Source organism: Bradyrhizobium sp. 155 (genome assembly GCF_023101105.1).
Classification (GTDB): domain Bacteria; phylum Pseudomonadota; class Alphaproteobacteria; order Rhizobiales; family Xanthobacteraceae; genus Bradyrhizobium; species Bradyrhizobium canariense_D.
Genome location: NZ_CP064704.1, coordinates 6919428 through 6940294, shown reverse-complemented (window position 1 = coordinate 6940294; position 20867 = coordinate 6919428). Strand labels below are relative to the sequence as shown.

Genomic DNA, 20867 nt, shown 5'->3' with positions numbered 1-20867 from the left:
CTCCGATGACTATGCCCTTGCGCGCGCAGCAAGGTCGGCTACCGTCGGCCCTGGCCACACGGCCAGGCGACTTTTGATTTCAATTTTTTAGCATCCGATTTTGCGGCGCCGCGACGGCGCGACGCCCACCGAACGAGGCGGGGCCATGATCACACGGGACCAGTCAGCGCTGCTCGCGCCGGTCGAGCGGGATTTGCGACTCGATCTCTTCCGCGGCATCGGTCTGTGGATGATCTTCCTCGACCACATTCCGCACGACGTCGTGGCTTGGCTGACCTTGCGCAATTACGGCTTCAGCGACGCCGCCGAATTCTTCGTCTTCATCTCCGGTTATCTGGTCGGCTGGATCTACGGGCCGATCGTCGCTGGCGGCTGGTTTCTCGCCGCGCTGAAGCGGCTGTGGCGGCGCGCGGTCGAGATGTACGTCGCCCACATCATGCTGTTCCTGCTGTTCACGGCGCAGATCGCCCGCACCGCGCGCCGCTTCGACAATCCGATGTACGAGCACGAGTTCAACGTGTTCAATTTCCTGTCGCATCCGGACGAGCTGATCGGGCAGGCGATCCTCCTGAAGTACAAGCCGGTCAATCTCGACGTGCTGCCGCTCTACATCACGCTCGTTTTCGCCTCGCCTTTCATCGTGTGGTGCCTGGTGCGCCGGCCGAACCTGACGCTCGCCGCATCCGTGGTGCTCTACGTGCTGGCGCGCTGGTTCGACTGGAACGTCGCCTCCTATCCGCCCGGCACGCACTGGTACTTCAACCCGTTCTGCTGGCAGCTGATGTTCGTGTTCGCAGCCTGGTGCGGCATCGGCCAGATCGACAAGATCGCGAGATGGGTGTGGTCCAGGGCGGCGATGGCGCTGGCCGCGGCCTGGCTCGCCTTCGCGCTGCTGATCGTGATGACCTGGCACGTCCCCGCGCTCGATGCCCTGACCCCGAAATGGATGATCAAGGCGATCTACCCGATCGACAAGACCGACCTCGACATGCTGCGCTTCACGCATTTCCTGGCGCTGGCGATCTGGGTGACTCACCTCATCTCGCGCAAATGGCGGACCCTGCACGGGGCCTGGCTGCGCCCTGTGATCCTCTGCGGCCAGCATTCGCTGCCGATCTTCTGCCTTGGCGTCTTCCTGTCGTTCTCGGCGCACTGGATCCTGACGCAATACACCAAGGGCGTCTGGGAGCAGCTCGCGGTCTCCGTCGTCGGCATCGTCATCATGATCGCAGCCGCCTGGCTGCTCGACCGGACCGAACGGGTGCCGAACCTGTTCGTGAAGGTGACGGAGATCGAGGAGGCCGACACCGTCCTGGAAAGCGCGCCTGCGGACAGGTCTGCCGTGGCGCCCGCGGGTCGTTGAGTATCGCCGGCCTGCATTTTCGCGGAGAGATCCAACGGAGGGGTTTATGTCCAGACTTGTGTTGACGATCGCCGGCACACTCCTGCTCCTGATCTCGGGTGCATCGGCGCAAGCGCCCTCGCCGGAGGCGATGAGCGCGGCGCGCAAGCTCGTGGTCACCTTGAAGATCGCGGATCAGTATCGCGCGCTGTTGCCGCAGCTCCTGCTCAAGCTGAGGCCCTGGGTCGCGCAGGACAGGCCGGAGATCGAGCGCGATTATGACGCGGTGACGGCACCCGGCTCCGAGATCTACACCCCGGCCCTCACCTCAATGATCGACCAGGTCGCCGCTCTCTATGCGCAGAGCTTCAGCATTGACGAGCTGCGCCAGATCGAGGCTTTCTATGTCCAGCCAGCCGGGAAGAAGCTTCTGGAGAAGTCGGATGCGCTGGCGCAGGCCAGCGCGCAGATCGGTCAGGACGTCGGTCAGAAGACGGCCGACGAGTTGAAGCAGCGCCTCATCGAGGCGCTGCGACAGAAGGGGCACAAGCTCTGAGCCTGTACCGACAGCGCTAGCGAACCTACGCCTTGTCCGTCCTGTTGGCTCACTTCACAAGAGGGCAGCCGCCGTCCTTCAGGGGCCGGAAGGCCTGGTCGGCAGGGACTTCGGCGAGCAGCTTGTAATAGTCCCACGGGCCTTTGGACTCCTCGGGCTTCTTCACCTGGAACAGATACATGCTGTGCACCATGCGGCCGTCTTCGCGTAAGCTGCCGTTGTCGGTGAAGGCATCCTTCACCGGCAGCTCGCGCATCTTGGCCATCACGGTCTTGGTGTCCTTTGTGCCAGCGGCCTGCACCGCCTTCAGGTAGTGCAGCGTCGCGCTGTAGGTCGCCGCCTGGTTCATCGTCGGCATGCGCTTGACGCGCTCCATGAAACGCTTGCCGAAAGCGCGGGTCTTCTCGTTGAGGTCCCAGTAATAGGCCTCGGTGATGATCAGTCCCTGCGCGAGCTTCAGCCCTAAGCTGTGCACGTCGGAGATGAACATCACGATCGCAGCCAGGTTCTGGCCGCCGGCGACGATGCCGAACTCACCGGCCTGCTTGATCGCATTGATGGTGTCGCCACCGCCGTTCGCCAGCCCGATGATCTTGGACTTCGAGGCCTGGGCCTGCAGCAGGAATGAGGAGAAGTCCGCGGTGTTGAGCGGATGCTTGACGCTGCCGAGCACCTTTCCGCCGGCCGCCTTCACCACGTCGGAGGTGTCGCGCTCGACTGAATGACCGAACACGTAGTCCGCCGTGAGGAAGAACCAGCTATCGCCGCCGTTCTTGACGATGGCGCTGCCGACCGTGTGCGCGTTGGCGTAGGTGTCGTAGGTCCAGTGCGCGGTGTAGGGCGAGCAGGACTTTCCGGTAATGTCGGAGCTTGCCGCATCCGTCACGATCATGATCTTCTCATACTGCTTCGACAGCTCCATCACTGCAAGCGCAGTGGCCGAGGTCGGCAGGTCGATGATCATGTCGACGCCCTCGGTCTCCCACCACTTTCGCGCGATGGTGGAGGCGACATCGGGCTTGTTCAGCACGTCGGCGCTGACCATGTCGATCGGCTTGCCGAACATCTGCCCGCCGAAATCCTCGATCGCCATTTTGGTGGCCTCGACATTCCCCTGGCCTCCGATGTCGGAATAGACCGAGGAGAAGTCGGAGAGCACGCCGATCTTGAGCGGCGCCTGCTGGGCGAGAGACGGGCTGATCACAAACGCAGTCAATCCGGCCGCTAGGGCGGCACGCATAATCCGGCACATGGCATTTCCCCAAACTCTATCGTTGGCGCACGAGGCTAGATTTGCCTCCCTCAAGCGTCAACTCTTGCGTAACGGCGCCGCGCTCGCTGGCTGATTTGACGCGGCCGGTTGCCCCGACTACGCTTTTGCAAAGAACAAGACGCGCGTGAATGCAATGGCCTGACCTGTGCTCAGGGCGGCACTCACGCAATGAGAAAATTCAGGGGAACGGAAATGACCGGCGACACCGCAGCGACCATCTCGAAGGCCCGCGAGCATTCCATCGGCGACCTCCTGCGCCGTGCGGCGGGTCGCGATCCGGGCAAGCTCGGGGTGAGCTGCGGCAATGTGAGCTGGACTTTTGCCGAGATGGACGCGATCTGCAATCGGCTCGGCCGTGGCCTGGTTGGCCTCGGCGTGAAAAAGGGGGACCGCCTCGCCGTGCTCTCGCGCAATTCGCATGCCTTTGCGGCGCTCCGGTTCGCGGTGGCCCGGATCGGTGCGGTGCTGGTGCCGATCAACTTCATGCTCAATCCGGACGAGATCAATTTCATCCTGAAGAGCTCCGGCGCAAAGCTGCTCGCGGCCGGCCCTGATTTCGTCGAGCCCGCGCGCGCGGCCAGCGCCAGGGATTGCGCGGTCGAGAAGATGATCTGGCTGCCGGGTGAGGATCCCGCCACCGCGCCCGCTAGCCTCACCACCTTCGACGATCTCCTCAGCTCCGACGGCTCGTATCTCGATGCGTCCGTCGACAGCCGCGATCTCGCGCAGATCGTCTATACCAGCGGCACGGAGTCGCTGCCCAAAGGCGCGATGCTGACCCATGACGCGGTGATGTGGCAGTATGTCAGCTGCATCATCGACGGCGGCATGAGCGTGGACGACAAATTCCTGCACGCGCTTCCGCTCTATCACTGCGCGCAGCTCGACGTGTTCCTGGGGCCGCAAATCTATCTCGGCGCCTCCGGTGTGATCACGGGCAAGCCTGCGGCCGACAATATTCTGACATTGATCCAGGCGCACAGGATCACATCGTTCTTTGCGCCGCCGACGATCTGGATCGCGATGCTGCGCTCGCCCAATTTCGACAAGACGGATTTGTCGACCTTGCAGAAGGGCTATTACGGCGCCTCGATCATGCCGGTGGAGGTGCTGCTCGAGCTCCAGCGCCGCCTGCCCAGCGTGAAGTTCTGGAATTTCTACGGCCAGACCGAGATCGCGCCGCTCGCGACCGTGCTGGGTCCTGCGGACCAACTGCGCAAGGCCGGCTCGGCGGGCAAGCCCGTGCTCAATGTCGAGACCCGCGTGGTCAACACTTCGATGGAGGATGTGAAGGTCGGCGAAGTCGGCGAGATCGTGCACCGCTCGCCGCATCTGCTCTCCGGCTATTACAACGATCCGGTCAAGACGGCGGCGGCGTTCTCCGGCGGCTGGTTTCACTCCGGCGATCTCGCCACCGTCGATGACGAGGGCCACATCACCGTGGTCGATCGCGTCAAGGACATGATCAAGACCGGTGGCGAGAACGTCGCGAGCCGCGAGGTCGAGGAGATGGTCTACCGCATCCCTGCCGTGTCGGAGGTTGCTGTGGTAGGCCTGCCCGATCCGCGCTGGATCGAGGCAGTGACTGCGATCGTCGTGGTCAAGAGCGGGGAGAAGCTCGACGAGGAGTCCGTCATCAAGCATTGCGCCGGCCAGATGGCGCATTTCAAGGTGCCCAAGCGCGTCATCTTCGTCGATGCCCTGCCCAAGAACCCGAGCGGCAAGCTGCTCAAGCGCGAGCTACGCCAGCGCTTCGTCGGCGGCGAGACGCTCGACAAGGCGATCCAGAAGAATTTTGGCACGTGAAGCTCGCGCCTCAATACTTCTTCACGTGGGCGCCGAACGCGAACCACAGCGCCATGGACGCGAGGCCGAAACCGCCGAGCAGCAGGAATGTCGGGCCGTAGCCGATCCATTGCGCGATCCAGCCGCCAAGCGCGGGGCTGAGGCTCGCGCCGACACCCTGCACGGTGATCACGGCACCCTGGCCGAGATTGATGCGGCCGGTGCCGTTGAGCGAGCGCGCGACCATGCCGGGGACGGCAACCGTCTGGAGTCCGGTGCCCAGGCCGTCGAGCACCTGCATCGGTACGACGCCCCACCATCCCGTGACGAAGAAGGCGAGCACGCCGCGGATGGGCAGGAACATGAAGGAGACAAGAATGATGGGCCAGTAGTTGCGCTTGCTCGCCGCCTTCATTGCGATCAGCGACGTGATGACCATGACGCCTTGTGCGATCACCACGATGGTCGCGACGAAGCTCGGGCCGTTGGCCTGGCCCTCGGCGACCGCCGCCAGGCCATAGAGCGGAACGATGGCGGCATTGCCGAGATGAAACAGCGCGAGCGCCAGTGCCAGCACCAGCAGCGCGCGGTGCTTGAGCAGCATCGTGAACGCGTCCGGCGCGCTGTCGGGATCGTCCTCCTTGCTGCCGCGCGCGGCGCGATCATCGATCGCCTTGGCCGGAATCATCATCACACAGGCGATCGCGATGGCGCCGAACACCGCCGCCAGCACGAACACCGAGACATAGCCGAACTTGTAACCGAGATAGCCCGACAGCGCGGCGCCGACCATGTTGCCGGCGTGGTTGAAGGCCTGGTTGCGGCCGTTGAGCGCGTTGAAGCCCTTCTGCTTGGCGATGCCGAGCGTGATGCCGGTGACCGCGGGCACGATCGCGGCGCTCGCCAGCGATTGTGCGATCTGCGAGAACGTCACCGCCCAGAAATTTTGCGAGATCAGGATGATCGCGGAGGCGAGCACCACGCAGATGCCGGGAATCACGACCCACATGCGCTTGTTGCGGCTGGCGTCGATGAAGCCGCCGATCGGCGTGGTGATCAGCATGCCCGCGACATTGCCGATCGTCATCGCGGTACCGATCAACCCGCTCGCCCAGCCGCGCTCCTGGAGGAAGACGCCGACGAAAGGGCCGATGCCCGACTGCATGTCGGCCATGAAGAAGTTGAGAGCGAACAGGGGCCAGATACGAGACGAGGAGGGGGACCGCGATGTCATCGATACCAAAACGTCGTCTCAGCCGGAATACGGCGGGTGGGACATAATCCTTTCAGCCAATCGTTCTGGCGCGGACGAGGCATTAACGAGTGCTGATCGGGTTGGTTCCAGCCCTTGCCCGGAGGCGGGCCTTGCAGTTACGGCCAGCAATTCCTTATTGACGTTGGATTGTCTCTGTTGGGAGTACGGCATGCCTCTCTGGACCTGCGAAACCTGCGGCGCGCAATTCCCGGATGGCGAAAATCCGCCCGCGGCCTGTCAGATTTGCGAGGACGAGCGGCAATACGTCGGTTGGAAGGGCCAGACTTTCCTCACGCGCGAGGCGCTCTCGGAACGTCACTGCCTGGCCTGGCGCGACGATCTCGGCTTGACCGGCATCGCGCTCGAGCCAAGTTTTGCGATCGGCCAGCGGGCGCTGCTGGTGCCGCTCGCGGACGGCTGGCTGATGTGGGACTGCGTACCGCTGGCGACGCCGGAGGCGATCGCGCATATGCGGTCGCTCGGCGGGTTGAAGGCGATCGCGATCTCGCATCCGCATTACTATGGCGCGCTCGCCGACTGGAGCGAGGCGTTCGGCGGGGTGCCGGTCTATTTGCACGCCGATGATCGCCAATGGGTGACGCGTCCGCATGCGTCGATCGTGCACTGGACCGGCGAAAACCATCGCATCTCCGACGATGTGCTGCTCCTGCGCACCGGTGGTCACTTCGCCGGCGCCACCATGCTGCACCATGCGAGGGGTGCGGACGGCAGGGGCGCGCTGCTCACCGGCGATATCGCGCAGGTCACGATGGATCGCCGCTTCGTCAGCTTCATGTACTCATATCCGAACTACATGCCACTCAATGCCGCCGCAGTGCGACGGATTGCGGCTGCCGTCGAGCCGCTGGCCTTCGATCGCATCTACGGCGCCTGGTGGGACCGCAACATCGCCGCAGGCGCCAAGGCCGCCTTCGCGGCCTCTGTCGCGCGCTACCTGGCCGCCATCGCCTGAGCCGGCTCGCGACGGGATTTATCTTGCTGATCCACAATAAATGGACTATAAGTACAGTTATTAAGCGTTACGCGACGATGCGTCTGCGGGACCGGCATGATCGATGCATCGCTGTTTCCGCGGCGCGCTCGCCGCGTGAGCGGGAGTTCGGTCCATGACGGCAGGGCGCGACTACGAGATCTTCGAGGCCGGCGACGTCACGCTCCGGTCCGGGGCCGTCGTCCCTTCGCTCAAGCTCGCCTACAAGACCTACGGCACGCTCGGTCCGGACAAGGACAATGTCATTCTCTATCCGACCTCGTTCAGCGCGCAGCACACCGACACCGAGTGGCTGATCGGCCCCGACGGCGTGCTCGACCCCACGCGCTACTTCATCGTGATTCCGAACCTGTTCGGCAACGGCCTGTCGTCCTCGCCGTCGAATACCGCCGCGCCGTTCCCGATCGTGAGCTATCACGATGCCATCGCGGTCCAGCATCGGCTGCTCACCGAGCGGTTCGGCATCTCGAAGCTAGCCTTGGTCTATGGCTGGTCGATGGGCGGCATGCAGGCCTATCACTGGGCGGCGCTGCATCCCGATATGGTCGAACGGGCGGCCGTCGTCTGCGGCAGTGCCCGTTGTGCGCCCTATAATTACGTCTTCCTGGAAAGTGTGAAGGCCGCGCTGACCGCCGATCCCGCCTTCCGTGACGGCCGCTTCGCCGAGAAGCCCGTCGCAGGCTATCGCGCCATGGGGCGAGTCTACGCGGGTTGGGCGATGTCGCACGGTTTCTATCGCGACGAGATCTGGCGCGAAGCAGGCTTCACCTCGTTGGACGACTATCTCGTCCGCACATGGGACGCGGCGTTTGCCCGGCGCGATGCCAACGATCTCCTGGCTCAGATCGGGATCTGGCAGAACGGAGATATCAGTCGCTGCGCCACATTCAACGGCGATTTCGATCGCGCGCTCGGTGCGATCACGGCCCACATGCTGCTGATGCCCGGTGCGACCGACCGCTATTTCGACGTCCGCGACAACGAGGACGAACTCGGCCGGCTGGTCAATGCGCGCTCTGCGGTGCTGCATCCGATCCCGTCGCTGCACGGCCATCGCGCCGGCAACCCCATCAACAATCCGCGCGATCGGGCCTTCATCAAGGCCGAGATCGCGGAGCTTCTCGGCAAGTAGGGCAGGCATCCGATCATGAGCGACGCAACCGTTTCAGACTCCGGCCATCGGCTGAAGCCGTTGGCGCCGGCGATGCTGCGTGAACTGTCGGTGCGGTCCAACCTCAGGGGCGCCGTGCAGAGCCTCGGCCATTACGGCATGGTCGTACTGGTCGGCGCGCTGATCTGGCGGGTCTCGACGACCTGGGGTATCCTTTGGGCGTTGCCGCTGATGGCGGTGCAGGGCTATCTCGTCGCCTTCCTGTTCATGGCCGTGCACGAGACCGCGCACAAGACCGCGTTCAAAAGTCGCGGTCTCAACCTCGTGGTCGGCTATCTCTCGGGCTTCATCATCGGCTTGCCCTACGAATATTATTGCCTGTTTCACTGGGACCATCACCGCTACACCCAAGACCCCGAGAGGGACCCGGAGCTCGTCGTCGGCGTGAAGCCGAAATCCGACACGCAGCTCGCGCTCGCCTATAGCGGCGTGCTTCAGGTCGCCGGCCGCCTGTGGCTGATGCTCGGCCATGCCGTCACCGGCAAGGTCGTCGTGCCATGGATCCCCGAGAACAGGCGCGCCATCATCGTCACCGAGGCGCGCGCCTATGTCGCGCTCTATGCGCTGCTGCTCGTGCTGTCGTTGTGGTTCTCGTCGGCGCTGCTGCTCTGGGTCTGGATCGTGCCGTTGATCATTGGGCAGTTCTTCCTGCGTCCCTATCTCTACGCCGAGCACACCGGCTGCGAGCGTACCCGCAGCGCATTCCAGAACACCCGCACCACCTACACCGGCGCGATCGTCAAATGGATCGCGTGGAACATGCCCTACCATGTCGAGCATCACGCCTATCCCTCGATCCCGTTCCACGCACTGCCGAAGCTGAACGGGATCGTCGACGGCGAAATCGTCCATCGTGGCCGCGGCTACATCCGGACGACGCGCGAGACCTGGGCCTGGTTTCGGCGACATAGACAGGCCGGCTAGCGGAAGAAAAATCGACGCGCAAAGCCCCGATCGCGGTGCGATCGGGGCTTTGTCGTGAATGCGGGATATCAGTAGATCCCGTATGCGCAGACGTTCACGACGCGGACGCGCAGGCCGTGGCGGGTCTGGACGACGCGCTCCTGATAGCAATTGTTGACGCCGCTGTTGACGTAGACCCCGCCAAAGCCCCAGCCGTGACCCCAGTGATGGTGGAAGCCGTGGGCCGACGCGGCGGTGGGGGCGAGAGCGGCAACGCCGAGCGAGCCGGCGGCGATCAGACCAAGTGCAAGCTTACGAAACATTTTCATTCTCCAGTTTGGCGTAAGGGCCGTTGTTGTGTCCCTGCATCTCGGTCGAGCCGAAACGCGAATGCGTTCATGCAGCGCGGGGAGAATCGTGTTTCAGGAGTGTTTCGTCGGTCGCGGCGCGTCGCGCCGCCGTCCTGTTTTCCGCGCCGCGCGATAGCGCACAGCCATCGCCTCTGTCAGCTCGGCCATCTTCTCGCGCAGGTCGGCCGGCTCCAGCACTTCGGCCTCGGGCCCGAGCCGCAACAATTCGGCGGCGGCATGCCATGACGTCTTGCCGGTCGGCACTCTGGCAATGCGCCAGCCGTCCGCATCCGCGGTCTCTTCGAGCTGCGTACGCGCCCTGACGTAAGGCTGGCTCAGGGCATCGAGCAGTTTCACGCCGAAGGGCGACAGCCGAACGATCGCGACATTGGGATGCATCTCGGCCTCAAGACGCAGCGTTGCATCCCGCCAATAGCCGGCGAGATCGAAACCGGCGGGCCGCTCACACCGATCGTCGAGCGCGGTGCAGTCGAGCACGCGCGCGACGCGATAGGTCCGCACGCTGCCGTCGACCAGACCTGCGAGATACCAGCTGCCCCCTTTCAGCACGAGACCGAGCGGCGCGACGCGACGCTGCTTCTCGGCGCGCCAGCTCTGGTAGCGGATCTTGATCAGTGTCCCGCGCAGGGTCGCGGCGGCGATCGTGCGCAGATGCTTCGGTTCTTCCGCCTCGCCGAACCAGCCCGGCGCGTCGAGGTGAAAGCGCTCCTGCATCCGTCCGGCGTCTTCGCGCAAATTGGCGGGCAGCGCGGCCATCAGCTTGTTCTGTGCGGCGATCATCGCCGCATCCAGCCCGAACGCCGCCGCTGGGCCCGGCAATCCCCCCAGAAACAGCGCTTCCGCCTCGCTCTGCGACAGACCGTTCAGCCGCACGCGATAGCCGTCGAGCAGGCGATAGCCGCCCTCCGCCCCGCGGTCGGCATAGACGGGGACGCCGGACGCCGCGAGCGCGTCGATGTCGCGGTAGATCGTGCGCACCGAGACTTCGCAGGCCTGCGCGAGCTCGGGCGCGGTGACCTGCCCCTTGGCCTGGAGGGTGGTGAGGATCGACAGCATCCGGCTCGCGCGCATGATTCCTTAAACCATACCTGACACAGGATGTCAGGTATGGTCCGCTACAACGCCATCGCCAGCCGGCAGATGGAGACCGCCATGACTGATCCGAACCGCATCACGCTGTATTATTCGCCGCAAACCCGGGCCACCGGCACGCGGGTGCTGCTGGAGGAACTGGGAGCGCCTTATGATCTTCGTGTCCTCAACATGAAGGCCGGCGAGCAGCGCCAGCCGGCCTATCTCGCCATCAACCCGCTCGGCAAGGTGCCGGCGATCCACCACCGCAACGCGCTGGTGACCGAGCAGGTCGCGATCACCATCTATCTAGCCGATTTGTTTCCGCAGGCGGGGCTGACACCCGCGCTGAACGATCCGCTGCGCGGCCCGTATCTGCGCTGGATCGCCTATTACGGCGCCTCGTTCGAGCCGGCCCTGATCGACAAGTTCATGCAGCGCGAGCCGGCACCGATCACGCAATCGCCGTATGCCGACTATGACATCATGCTCGGCGCGCTCGAGGCGCAGCTGTCGAAGGGCCCGTATCTGCTCGGCGAGCGCATGACGGGCGCCGACGTGCTGTGGGGCGTCGCGTTCAGCTGGACCATGATGTTCGGCATTGTGCCGAAAAAGGACGTGTTCGTCCGCTATGCCGAACGCATGACCTCGCGGCCCGCGTTCCAGCGCATCAACGCAGCGGACGCTGAGATGGCGGCGCAGCATGCTGCGGCGGCTGGCGGTTGAATGAACCGGGGTTGCAGATGACGAAGCCGGTGCACACGACCAACTGCTTCAACACCTTCATCCAGGTTGCTGAAGATTGTCCTGCGCGTACCGGCGAAGAGCCGCCGCTGCGCGCGGGAAAGCCGACGGTGGCGTGCCTGCAATACGGGATGATCGCCAAGGCGCCTTACAAATACACGTCCGACGACGTGATCTTCGCGACCTCTGCGTCGGGACGCGAACTCGCCGTGAAGGCGACGAAAACGGAGAAGCAGGCGGCCCGCGAAGCGTTCTTCTCCCGAGGGCAGGCGTGCATGAGGGCGTCGAGCCTGGGCAAGCGCTTCGGCTGGGGCGTTCATGCCGATAGCAAGGGCCGGATCGCGATCTATCCCATCGAGAGCAAACACTACAAGGCGCTTGCCCGCGATCCCAGGCTCACGCAGGTGCGCGCGATGCGGTCGAAGCGGGCTTGATCAGAATTTCGGCGGTCGCTTCTCCGCGAACGCCTTGATGCCTTCCTTGATCTCGTCGCCGCGCATGCTGTCGCGGTGACGCTGATCGGCGGCTTGCGCGTCCAATTCGCCGCGGGCGAATTCGTTGATGGCGCGCTTCATGCCGCGCATCGCCTGCGGCGCGTTGCCGGCGAGGATCGCAGCGAGCCTGTCGACCTCCTCGTCCAGAAACTCCAACGCCACCATGTCGGTGAGATAGCCGATCCGCAGCATCTCCGGCGCGCTGATCTTTTGCGCGGTCAGGAACAGTTTTTTTGCATTGTCGACGCCGAGCCGCGTCACGTAACGCTTGATGCCGCTGCTGTAGTAATGCAGCCCGAGCCGTGCCGCGGGCATGAACATCTCGGCGGTATCGACGCCGATGCGGAAGTCGCAGGCAAGCGCGAGGTCGGTCGCGCCGCCATAGACGCCGCCGTTGAGCCGGCAGATCGTGGGGACGCCGAGATCCTCCAGCCGGTTGACGACCACCTCGAACGCCGATCCCGCGCTCTGCTGCTCGTTCGCACTGACCGCGCGCTCGGCAACGGAATTGAGGTCATAGCCGGCGGAGAAGGCGCGCCCCGTGCCGGTCAGCACCAGCACGCGGATAGCAGGATCGGCCTCGACCCGGTCGAACAGTTTGACCAGTTCGCCGAGATCCTCGGCCTGGAGCCGGTTGAGATGTTTGGGCCGGTTGAGGCGGATGGTGGCGCGTGCGCCAACGAGTTCGAGCACCGGGCCAGTGGCTGCGTCGGCTGTGTCCGACATTCTTGTCTCCATTTATTTTGCTTGTCGCCATTTATTTGTTTTCGAGCGTGCGCCGCTTCGCCTCGGCATCGATGGTCTCGGCGAGATCGGGATGCCGCGCCATCAGCACGCGGAAGTCGACGAGGTCGAGCACAAGAAGCCGCGACACCTTGGTGGTCGAGACGTTGGCGCCGCGCAAATTGTTGCCGAGCAAGGCCATCTCGCCGAAGAAGGCGCCATCGCCGAGCCGCACCTTCTTGCCGGGCAGGTCGACCTCGACCTCGCCGGCGGCGATGAAATACATGCAGTCGCCCTGCGCACCCTTGCGGATGATCATGGTGCGCGCCGGCAGCTCCATGGTGCGCAGCATGTGGGTGACGTCGGCGATGGCGGCCGGTCCAAGCGCTGCAAAGAACGGCACCTTGCTGACGGATTCCCAGGTCTTGAGGAAATTGTCGCGCCGGGTCTCCGCGGCAAAGCCGGTCGCCAAAATACCGGTCCAGAGGCCGAACACACCGAGGCCGGAGATCATCACCAGCGCCGCCACCATGCGGCCCAGCGGCGTCACCGGCACCACGTCGCCATAGCCCGTCGTCGTCAGGGTTGCGACGGCCCACCACAGCGCGGCCGGCACGCTGCCGAACGTCTGCGGCTGCACGTCCCGCTCCAGGAAATATTCGGCAACCGAGGCCAGGAAGACCACCATCAGGAAGATCACGAGCACGCTGACCAGCGGCCCCGATTCCAGCACCAGCACGCGGCGGAGCTGCCGCAGGCCGGGAATGCCCGGCACCACCTTCAGCACCCAGAGCACGCTGAGCAGCCACGCCGTCCTGGGCTCGATCCCGAGAATCAGCGCGGCCGGCACGGCCAACGCACCGACCGCGTCGACCAGCCCGGCGGAGGAGGACATGTAGAGTGCAAGGCGCCCCTGTCGCGTCATATGGCGCAGCCGGACCACCCATTCGTATACGAAGTACACGAGACAGGTCCAAAGCAGGGCGTCGACCCAGCGATGTGCCGTCTCATAGGCCGGGTTGACCGTCAGGAGCACCATGGCAAGCACGCCGACGGCGACGGCCACATAGGCCGCCCTGGTCATGTTGCGGCCGGCCGTGGCGGCCGCGAACTGGGCCAGAGCGGAGATCAGCGGCTTGGACATGCGAGCAGGCGGCTCAGTTTCGTCTTTGCGGTCCCCGGCTGGAACCTCGCTGCCAAAGTGCCTGCCCGGCTCGAGGCCGTCAACGACGGTCCGCCGGACCACGCGCCGCTACTTGAAATGCGGCGGTTCGTCGTAGCCGCGACGGCTGCTGAAGAACAGCAGCACCATCAAGCCGATGCCGACAAGAACGGAAAAACCGGCCCCCAACGCCAGCGCCACGTAGCCTTCCGTCGGGATCGGCTCGCCCTCGACCGCCATCGCGGAATAAACGAAATAGCCAACCGCGGCCAACATTCCCAGCAGGAAGATGATGAGGAGTGCACGCATGGCGCGGTCTCCGGTTGATCCGAGAACAAACGGTTGTGGACAGGGACGGTTCCCGGCCTAGGGCCCCCGGTCGCTCGAAGACGTGCCGGCAAGGCGTCGCCGTAGGTCCTCAAATTGATGGGTCAGGCACTCTGAGCTGTCTTCACCACCACGACATTGCTCTCGTCGTGCTGGGAAGGGGCCACATCCTGAGCGGCCTTCTCGCCCGCGCCCGCATGGCGCTTGAGATAGTCGCGGCGCATGCCGATCTCGTCGCGGACGAATTCGTAGCCGAGCTTGAAGGTGTCGAGCCCGTCGGTACTGATCGTGCCGTCTCTGAGGCCGATGACGGCGCCGCGTAAAATGCCTTCCAGCTCGTCCTGGAGACATTCGAGCTGGTCGAGCGAATGCGCATGTTCGATCCGCTCGCCGATGTCGAGGATGGCGGTGGCCAGCTCGCTGGCCTTCTCCGGCGCGATCCGGGTGATCTTGGCGTAGATCGCGGCGAAGATCGAGCCGATGACGCTGAGCGCGGCAGCGCCGAGATACATCAGGTCGCTGTACTTATCCATGAACGACTTGGTGTCGTCGTTGATGTAGTCGGCCGCCCCTTGATGCGCCATCACGAAGGCGTCCTTCTCGACGGAGGCGGGCTCGATCCTAGTGGCAAAGCCGCTGTCGAGCCCGAGCGCGGACTTGTTCTCGTAGACGGTGCGCGCGAGCTCCCCGGCCGCCGTCGGCGACATCCTGGATTGGGCGACCAGCAACCATTCGAGCCCGATCGTGTCGAGATCGTCGCCGGGAATTTCCGGCGATGCAGACAGCGTGCCCGCCGTCAGCGTCTCGCTGGAAATGCCGGGGATCTTGCGCGCCAGCGCTTTCGCCTCGTCGATCGCGTTCAGCGTGAAGCCGCCGCGCCTGGCGACCTGCTCATACGCCTTGTCCCGCACCGCCCGCGAGGCGTGGACGATGGCGACGACTGCGCCAAAGCCGCTCGCCGGCGCGAACAGCTTGTCGAGTGTAGCGCCCTGTGGCGCCATCCGGATCCTCCCCGCGTCCGCACCCTCCGGAACGTCGAGGATACCGCGGACGAAGACGAGCGCGGAGTCGTTGTCGGCGACGACGGCGACCTTCTTCTTCTTCAGCTCGGCGAGCGACTTGATCTTCTTGTTTCCGGGCCCGAGCAGCAGCACGATATCGTGCTCGAGGATCGCGAGCGTGCGTGCCCGCAGCGGCACCTTGGCGTCGGTGCGCAGCACCGCGAGGTCGGCCTGCTTGCGATCGAACTGGGCGATCGCCTTGGCGTTGTCGGCGTTGTTGACGATCTTGATCCGGAAGCGCGAGGCGTTGTTCTTCAGGACGGCGGCGAGCTTGGCTGCGAACAGCGCCTCGTCGCTGTTGGGGGCGCCGACCGCAAAGGTCAGCGTCTCCGAATTGTGCACCAGCATGCGGCCGCCCCAGACGGTGGCAAGCGACAACAGCAGGGTCAGCACGACGTAGAGGAAGACCTGCTGCTGATTGGTCTTGATCACCTTGGGTCGCCGGGGCGGTGGCTCGATCGGCGATGAGGTCGGGCCCTCAGTACTCATGGCAGCACTCTGGCCTTATGCTTCCGGTGGCGGGCGGCTTGCGGATGTGATCGCTGCGGTCGCCCTGTAATTCGTAAACGTCTGAAAAAAGAACGATATTCTCTACTGACGATGGTAGCGCGCAGGCCGCGGAATGCAAATTCCGAGCCGAAGGTAACCTTACTCAACTCGGCTCCGGCGATTGGTCATCCTATCACCAGTTAGCCACAGTTGGCGATTTTCCGGTTCCCCCCGGCTGCATTCCGCCGCGGGAGGTGTCATAAATCGCAAGTCCCGGCGATTTGACCGGTCCAGGAAGAGATTGCGCTGAACGCTCCAATTCTTCTTGTCACGTCAACGAGGGCGCCTTGTCGTTTCCACCTCTGTCATCGGCGGTTCCGGTCGAAGCCCTCATTGGTTGGATGTTGCTGCTGACGTTCAAGCACATCATCGCCGATTTCGTCCTCCAGACCGCCTGGATGGCGCACGGCAAGGACCAGAAGCACGGCTGGGCCCTGCCGCTCCTGGTGCACTGCCTGGTTCACCTTGCGGTTGCGCTGCCGCTGATCCTGATCGTGGCGCCGAAATTCTGGTTTGTGGCGCTGATCGACTTCGTCATCCACATCACGATCGACCGCGCCAAGGGCCTCGTCTCAGCCAATTTCGGTGTCGATCTTGCGCATCCCTGGTTCTGGACCCTGATCGGTGTCGACCAGGCCCTGCACCATCTGACTGGCTTCGGCCTCTCCATCTTCATGGCGGCGAACTGACCGCTGGCGGCCTCGGCGCGTAGGTGGTCGTCCATCGGCATCCACAAGAGGTCGTCATGCCCGGGCTTGTCCCGGGCATCCACGTTCTTCGCGCCTCTCGGCTTTCCGTGGATGGCCGGGACAAGCCCGGCCATGACGCGTGGAGGCGTTCGCGCCTGACTCATCGGCTCAGATAGCGCGGCTGGATCCCCGCCCAGCCCATTGATTCGCGGCCCACGCGCAAGGACCCCCGGGTGACTACCGGGCAGCGTGGTTAACCTTTCATTAGAGAATTGCACTGCATCTTCCCAGACGAGGGAGAACTGCAATGTTTTCAAGCCGCGATACCTTTGAAGGCGATTCCTGCCCGGTCCGCGACGAACTCCTTGGCGAGATGTACCGCGCCAGCGAGAGTGGCCTGCCGAGGCTGGTTGAAAGTGTTTCCCCTGACGCGCGCGCCAGGCTGGCGCTGTTCTGCTATCGGCGCAGCCATCTGCACTCGCTGGCGGTCGCGATCGCTGGCAGCTGTAACGAGCGCGACCTGATCGAGAACGGCGGCCGTGTCGGTTCGACGCTCTACGCGCTTGCGCGCGAAGGCGCGGCGAAATCCTCGCCGTCGCTGTCGGGTGGCCGCAAGCCGATCACGCTGTCGACCAAGCCGCTCTCGGTGCTCGCGCCGCTGGACGACGAGATCGACGACGAGATCGGCGAAGCCGTCCCGGCCTAAAGCACGATCGATCGCGCTCTAGCTCTCTATTGGCGTATGATCTCGGCGGAAAACCGCTGCACACTTTTCCGGATCATGCGCCGGCGGCCTCTATCACCGGCAGCCCGAATTTCCGTCGCGCCATCGCGCATTCGGCATCGCCCGGCATGCAGGTGCGGCACACGTCCGGCCGCACTGCATAGATGCCGCACGCGGTCGCTTTTCCAATGTTCCCCTGCAACGCCGAACAGCGATCGCCTTCGCAGCGCATGCCGGATTGACGGTCGTTGACGAGCGCTTCGGGAATCGCGGCAAGCTCCTCGTCGCTCTCGATCGAGAAGCGCGGCCAGTTCGCCGAATAGCCGCAGCAGGCGCCGCAACTCTGGCAACAGCTCGACAGGTCGATCGGGGCGTTCTCATCCATCGTCACGTGTCCTTTGGCGGGCCCCAGACCAGGCTCTGGCGCCATTTCGCGCGCAGCACGTCGCGCCTTTCAGGATATCTCTCGTCGGGATAGCTCGCGTCGACCACGCGGTCGGTGCGGAAGCTGCGGAAGTCGCCGCGCAGCTCGCACCAGGCCGCGAGCAGGCGCACGGCTTCGAGATAGCCGATCGAAATCGGCCAGATCATGCGCTCGCTGGCGCGGCCCTGCTCGTCGCGATAGCGCAGCATGATCTTCTTGCCTTCGTGGATCTGGGTGCGCGTGCGAGCCATGTCCAAGCGGTCCGGCTCCCTGTTCCAGCTCGGTCGGGCCCGGCTTGCCGGCTCCAGCACGAACGGACGCAGGCGCTCAGGGACAGTGTCGGCGATCTTGGCCATCAGATCTTCAGCCGCACGCGCCAGCGCGGGATCGGCATGGCCGGCGACCCATTGCGCGCCCAGCACCGCCGCCTCGATTTCGTCGGGTGTCAGCATCAAAGGCGGCAGGTCAAAACCCTTTTCCAGGATGTAGCCCATGCCGGCTTCACCACGGATCGGCACGCGCTGGCCGATCAGCGTGGCGATGTCGCGATAGATCGTGCGCTTCGAGGTCTCGAGCTCGGCCGCGATGGCGTCCGCCGTCAGCGGCTTACGCGTGCGCCTCAGCACCTGGATGATTTGAAACAGCCGGTCGGCGCGTCTCATGACGGATCTCTTGTCGGTGGTTTTTCAGAAGGCGGCGCGCGGCTGCTGACAGGATGTTGGCAGCAGGGGAGTTCTATACCGGGACAACACGTCGACTGAAGAGGATTTGTCCATGATCATTCCAACTCATTTCGGCCCGGCCGCTGCGCTATGGCGGACCCCGCCTTTACAGGTCCAGCCTTTGCAAGTCCCGCGTTTGCAAGCCCGAGCTTGGTACGCATGGGCGTTCGGCCGCCTCGTATCCCTTGATCTCATGGTCCTCGACCTCCGCCTTGCGCTCGCGACCATGGTGGCTCGCTTCCTGGTGCAGGCCGCGGACGCGCTGGTCCGTCATGTCATGGCCCGCGCCTGGCGGGGGGCCCGTTTCGCAGAAGATATCACGGCTGCTGCCACCATGGTGGCAGCAGCCCGCGGTTAAGTTCCCTCAACTCTTTCGGTCGTTTCAGGAGAGCCTTCATGATCACGCTTTACGGCTTTGGCGCCGGCTTCGGCCTGCCGGAAATCAGCCCCTTCGTCACCAAGACGGAGGTGCAGCTCAAGATGGCGGGATTGCCCTACCGGAAGGAGCGGGCGATGCCACCCGCATCACCCAAGGGGCAGCTGCCCTTCATCGACGATGGCGGCGAGGCGGTGGCCGATTCCACTTTCATCCGCGCCCATATCGAGCGCCGCTACGGCTTCGATTTCGACGCCGGTCTGTCGCTCGTCGAGCGCGCGCAGGCCTGGGCATTCGAACGCATGATCGAGCATCACGTTTATTTTGCGCTGGTCGGGGCGCGCTGGGTCGATCCGGTCAACTTCGCCAAGGGGCCTGCGCATTTCTTCGACGGCGCGCCGGAGCACAATCGCGAGAAGTTGCGCGAGGACGCGCAATTCCGTGTCGCCGAGAACTACCTGCTCTCCGGACTCGGCCGCCACGCGCCCGATGACGACGTCGATCTCGCCGTGCGCTCGCTGTTTGCGCTCTCGGTGCAGCTCGGCGACAAGTCCTATCTGATGGGCAACAAGCCCTGCGGCGTCGATGCCACCGCCTTCGGTGCACTCGCCGGGATCCTGACGCCGTTCTTCGAATCCGCACTGCGCCGTCGCGCCGAAGGATTTCCGAACCTCACCGCTTATGTCGACCGGATGATGGACAGTTACTATCCGGAGTTCGCCTGGACCCCGCTGCGGCAGGCGGCTTGAGGCCTGGAATGAGACTCATCTAGCGCCCCGAGAAAGGTGTGTCCCCTCCCCCACAAGGGAGGAGGGAACTCAGAGAGCGGTGCTGTTGTTCAAACGCGATCCGGCATTACGCTCGCTGCAAACAAAAAGAGCCGGCCCATCGGGCCGGCTCTCGTCGTCTCAATCCTGCCGCTGCGTCTATTTCACCAGCGTGTACTTGCCGTTCTTCACCGTGAGCAGGATGCGCGAGCGCTCGTCGAGGCCGTAGCGATCCTTTTCGGTGAAATTGTAGACGCCTTGGCTCGCCGCAAGCTCCTTCTCCGACAGCAGCGCCTGGCGAATCGCCTCGCGGAATTCCGGCGTGCCTGGCTTCGCCGTCTTGAGTGCCGCCGGGATGATGCGCTTGAGAATCTCGAAGGCGTCGTAAGAGTGACCGGCGAACTGGCTGCGGCTGTTCGGGCCGTACTTGGCTTCATAGGCCGAGTTGAGCGCGAGGCCCGGCTTCTTGGTGGCGGCTTCGTCCGGCTGGTCCTCGGGATCCATGACGGGACCAGAGGCCATCAGCACGCCTTCCGCAGCTTTGCCGGCGATACGGATGAAGTCCATACTGGCGGCGCCATGGGTCTGGTAGATCAGGCCCTGATAGCCACGCTCGCGTAGCTCGGTCTGCGGCAGCGCGGCCGCGGTGCCGGAAGCGCCGACCAGAATGGCATCGGGATTCGCCGCCACGAGCTTCAGCACCTGTCCGGTCACCGACGTGTCGGGGCGAGCGAAGCGCTCCTCGTCGGCGATGGTTATGCCCATCGGCACGGCCTGCGCCTTCAAATCGTTGAACCAGAGGTCGCCATAGGAGTCGGAATAGCCGATATAACCGACGGTCTTCACACCCTTCGACTTCATGTGGTCGTACAGCACCTTGCCCACGATCGGGATCGGCTGCGGCATCGCCACCGACCACTTCATGCGCTCCGGCGTAATCGGGAACGGCGCCAGGCCGAAATGCGGAATGCCGGCTTCGTTGGCGACGTTGGACACCGCGATGGTCGGCGGCGTCAGCGCCGAGCCCATGATGATGTCGGCCTTGGATTCGGTCACGAAGCGGCGGGCGTTGGTGGTCGCGGTGGTCGGATCGCCGCCGTCGTCGAGTACGATCACCTTCAGCGGCACGCCGCCGATCTCCTTCGGCACGAACTCCAGCGCATTGCGCTCGGGAATGCCCAGCGCTGCGCCCGGGCCGGTCGTGGTGGTGGTGATGCCGATGGTGACCTCGGCGGTCTGAGCCCGCGCGGGCACGGCCGGCAGCGCAAGCGCAGCCGCGGTGACGGCGGCGGTCAGGTAAAAGCGTTTCATCTATTCCTCCCTTTATGTGTTTCTTTGAAAGCAGAAATCGGGGGGTAATTCAGCC

General features: G+C 64.3%; 23 protein-coding genes. 12 read left to right on the top strand and 11 right to left on the bottom strand.

Features of this window, described 5'->3' with window-relative positions; genetic code table 11:
- Positions 1 to 145 precede the first annotated feature (145 nt).
- Complete coding sequence (locus tag IVA93_RS33225) at positions 146 to 1363, top strand: OpgC domain-containing protein (RefSeq protein ID WP_026233810.1); 1218 nt, start codon at positions 146 to 148, stop codon at positions 1361 to 1363.
- A gap of 46 nt (positions 1364 to 1409) precedes the next feature.
- Positions 1410 to 1898, top strand: coding sequence for a DUF2059 domain-containing protein (locus IVA93_RS33220; protein ID WP_026233811.1), 489 nt, complete (start codon positions 1410 to 1412; stop codon positions 1896 to 1898).
- Between the two features lie 49 nt (positions 1899 to 1947).
- Here IVA93_RS33220 and IVA93_RS33215 read toward each other — a convergent pair whose 3' ends face one another.
- Positions 1948 to 3138 (bottom strand): ABC transporter substrate-binding protein, encoded by a 1191-nt coding sequence (locus IVA93_RS33215; protein WP_018459442.1) that lies wholly within the window; start codon positions 3136 to 3138, stop codon positions 1948 to 1950.
- A gap of 225 nt (positions 3139 to 3363) precedes the next feature.
- Here IVA93_RS33215 and IVA93_RS33210 point away from each other — a divergent pair, with 225 nt between their 5' ends.
- The gene (locus IVA93_RS33210) at positions 3364 to 4977 is read left to right on the top strand and encodes an acyl-CoA synthetase (protein WP_018459443.1); all 1614 of its coding nucleotides are present in this window, start codon (positions 3364 to 3366) and stop codon (positions 4975 to 4977) included.
- 10 nt (positions 4978 to 4987) lie between these two features.
- On the opposite strand, the gene IVA93_RS33205 is transcribed toward IVA93_RS33210, so the two are convergent.
- Positions 4988 to 6190, bottom strand: a complete 1203-nt coding sequence (locus IVA93_RS33205; protein WP_026233813.1) for an MFS transporter — start codon at positions 6188 to 6190, stop codon at positions 4988 to 4990.
- Positions 6191 to 6380: 190 nt separating this feature from the next.
- On the opposite strand from IVA93_RS33205, the gene IVA93_RS33200 reads away from it, so the two are divergent.
- The 3 genes from IVA93_RS33200 (at position 6381) to IVA93_RS33190 (ending at position 9318) form a co-directional block, all read left to right on the top strand.
- Positions 6381 to 7184 carry an MBL fold metallo-hydrolase gene (locus tag IVA93_RS33200; protein ID WP_018459445.1) on the top strand — a complete coding sequence of 268 codons (804 nt, stop codon included), beginning with the start codon at positions 6381 to 6383 and terminating at the stop codon, positions 7182 to 7184.
- Between the two features lie 154 nt (positions 7185 to 7338).
- The gene (locus IVA93_RS33195; RefSeq protein ID WP_018459446.1) at positions 7339 to 8355 is read left to right on the top strand and encodes an alpha/beta fold hydrolase; all 1017 of its coding nucleotides are present in this window, start codon (positions 7339 to 7341) and stop codon (positions 8353 to 8355) included.
- Positions 8356 to 8370: 15 nt separating this feature from the next.
- On the top strand, positions 8371 to 9318 hold the full coding sequence (locus IVA93_RS33190) for a fatty acid desaturase (RefSeq protein ID WP_018459447.1): 948 nt from the start codon (positions 8371 to 8373) through the stop codon (positions 9316 to 9318).
- Between the two features lie 68 nt (positions 9319 to 9386).
- Here IVA93_RS33190 and IVA93_RS33185 read toward each other — a convergent pair whose 3' ends face one another.
- Positions 9387 to 9620 (bottom strand): hypothetical protein, encoded by a 234-nt coding sequence (locus IVA93_RS33185; RefSeq protein WP_018459448.1) that lies wholly within the window; start codon positions 9618 to 9620, stop codon positions 9387 to 9389.
- Positions 9621 to 9719: 99 nt separating this feature from the next.
- The gene (locus IVA93_RS33180; RefSeq protein ID WP_085361649.1) at positions 9720 to 10739 is read right to left on the bottom strand and encodes a helix-turn-helix transcriptional regulator; all 1020 of its coding nucleotides are present in this window, start codon (positions 10737 to 10739) and stop codon (positions 9720 to 9722) included.
- 81 nt (positions 10740 to 10820) lie between these two features.
- On the opposite strand from IVA93_RS33180, the gene IVA93_RS33175 reads away from it, so the two are divergent.
- Positions 10821 to 11465, top strand: coding sequence for a glutathione S-transferase family protein (locus tag IVA93_RS33175; protein WP_026233814.1), 645 nt, complete (start codon positions 10821 to 10823; stop codon positions 11463 to 11465).
- A 17-nt stretch (positions 11466 to 11482) separates the two neighbouring features.
- Positions 11483 to 11917: a DUF6157 family protein gene (locus tag IVA93_RS33170; RefSeq protein WP_018459450.1), complete on the top strand. Its 435-nt coding sequence runs from the start codon at positions 11483 to 11485 to the stop codon at positions 11915 to 11917.
- Here the strand turns inward: IVA93_RS33170 and IVA93_RS33165 are convergent, their stop codons facing one another.
- The 4 genes from IVA93_RS33165 to IVA93_RS33150 form a co-directional block, all read right to left on the bottom strand.
- Positions 11918 to 12703: an enoyl-CoA hydratase/isomerase family protein gene (locus IVA93_RS33165; protein ID WP_018459451.1), complete on the bottom strand. Its 786-nt coding sequence runs from the start codon at positions 12701 to 12703 to the stop codon at positions 11918 to 11920.
- 31 nt (positions 12704 to 12734) lie between these two features.
- Complete coding sequence (locus IVA93_RS33160; RefSeq protein ID WP_026233815.1) at positions 12735 to 13844, bottom strand: cyclic nucleotide-gated ion channel; 1110 nt, start codon at positions 13842 to 13844, stop codon at positions 12735 to 12737.
- Between the two features lie 108 nt (positions 13845 to 13952).
- On the bottom strand, positions 13953 to 14171 hold the full coding sequence (locus IVA93_RS33155; RefSeq protein ID WP_018459453.1) for a hypothetical protein: 219 nt from the start codon (positions 14169 to 14171) through the stop codon (positions 13953 to 13955).
- Between the two features lie 122 nt (positions 14172 to 14293).
- Entirely contained in the window at positions 14294 to 15739 is a 1446-nt protein-coding gene (locus tag IVA93_RS33150; protein ID WP_026233586.1) for a TAXI family TRAP transporter solute-binding subunit, read from the bottom strand.
- 401 nt (positions 15740 to 16140) lie between these two features.
- Between IVA93_RS33150 and IVA93_RS33145 the strand changes: the two genes are divergently transcribed.
- Together IVA93_RS33145 and IVA93_RS33140 are read left to right on the top strand one after the other, a co-directional pair.
- Complete coding sequence (locus tag IVA93_RS33145) at positions 16141 to 16488, top strand: DUF3307 domain-containing protein (protein WP_018458457.1); 348 nt, start codon at positions 16141 to 16143, stop codon at positions 16486 to 16488.
- A gap of 307 nt (positions 16489 to 16795) precedes the next feature.
- Positions 16796 to 17194 carry a hypothetical protein gene (locus IVA93_RS33140; protein ID WP_018458458.1) on the top strand — a complete coding sequence of 133 codons (399 nt, stop codon included), beginning with the start codon at positions 16796 to 16798 and terminating at the stop codon, positions 17192 to 17194.
- Positions 17195 to 17267: 73 nt separating this feature from the next.
- On the opposite strand, the gene IVA93_RS33135 is transcribed toward IVA93_RS33140, so the two are convergent.
- On the bottom strand, positions 17268 to 17597 hold the full coding sequence (locus tag IVA93_RS33135; protein WP_018458459.1) for a YkgJ family cysteine cluster protein: 330 nt from the start codon (positions 17595 to 17597) through the stop codon (positions 17268 to 17270).
- Between the two features lie 2 nt (positions 17598 to 17599).
- Positions 17600 to 18298, bottom strand: a complete 699-nt coding sequence (locus IVA93_RS33130) for a helix-turn-helix transcriptional regulator (protein ID WP_007599649.1) — start codon at positions 18296 to 18298, stop codon at positions 17600 to 17602.
- Between the two features lie 112 nt (positions 18299 to 18410).
- On the opposite strand from IVA93_RS33130, the gene IVA93_RS33125 reads away from it, so the two are divergent.
- A complete protein-coding gene (locus tag IVA93_RS33125; protein ID WP_247294194.1) occupies positions 18411 to 18716 on the top strand; it encodes a hypothetical protein in 306 nt (101 codons plus the stop codon).
- Between the two features lie 38 nt (positions 18717 to 18754).
- The gene (locus IVA93_RS33120; protein ID WP_018458461.1) at positions 18755 to 19483 is read left to right on the top strand and encodes a glutathione S-transferase family protein; all 729 of its coding nucleotides are present in this window, start codon (positions 18755 to 18757) and stop codon (positions 19481 to 19483) included.
- Between the two features lie 177 nt (positions 19484 to 19660).
- Here IVA93_RS33120 and IVA93_RS33115 read toward each other — a convergent pair whose 3' ends face one another.
- Positions 19661 to 20812 carry an ABC transporter substrate-binding protein gene (locus IVA93_RS33115; RefSeq protein WP_018458462.1) on the bottom strand — a complete coding sequence of 384 codons (1152 nt, stop codon included), beginning with the start codon at positions 20810 to 20812 and terminating at the stop codon, positions 19661 to 19663.
- Between the last annotated feature and the right edge of the window lie 55 nt (positions 20813 to 20867).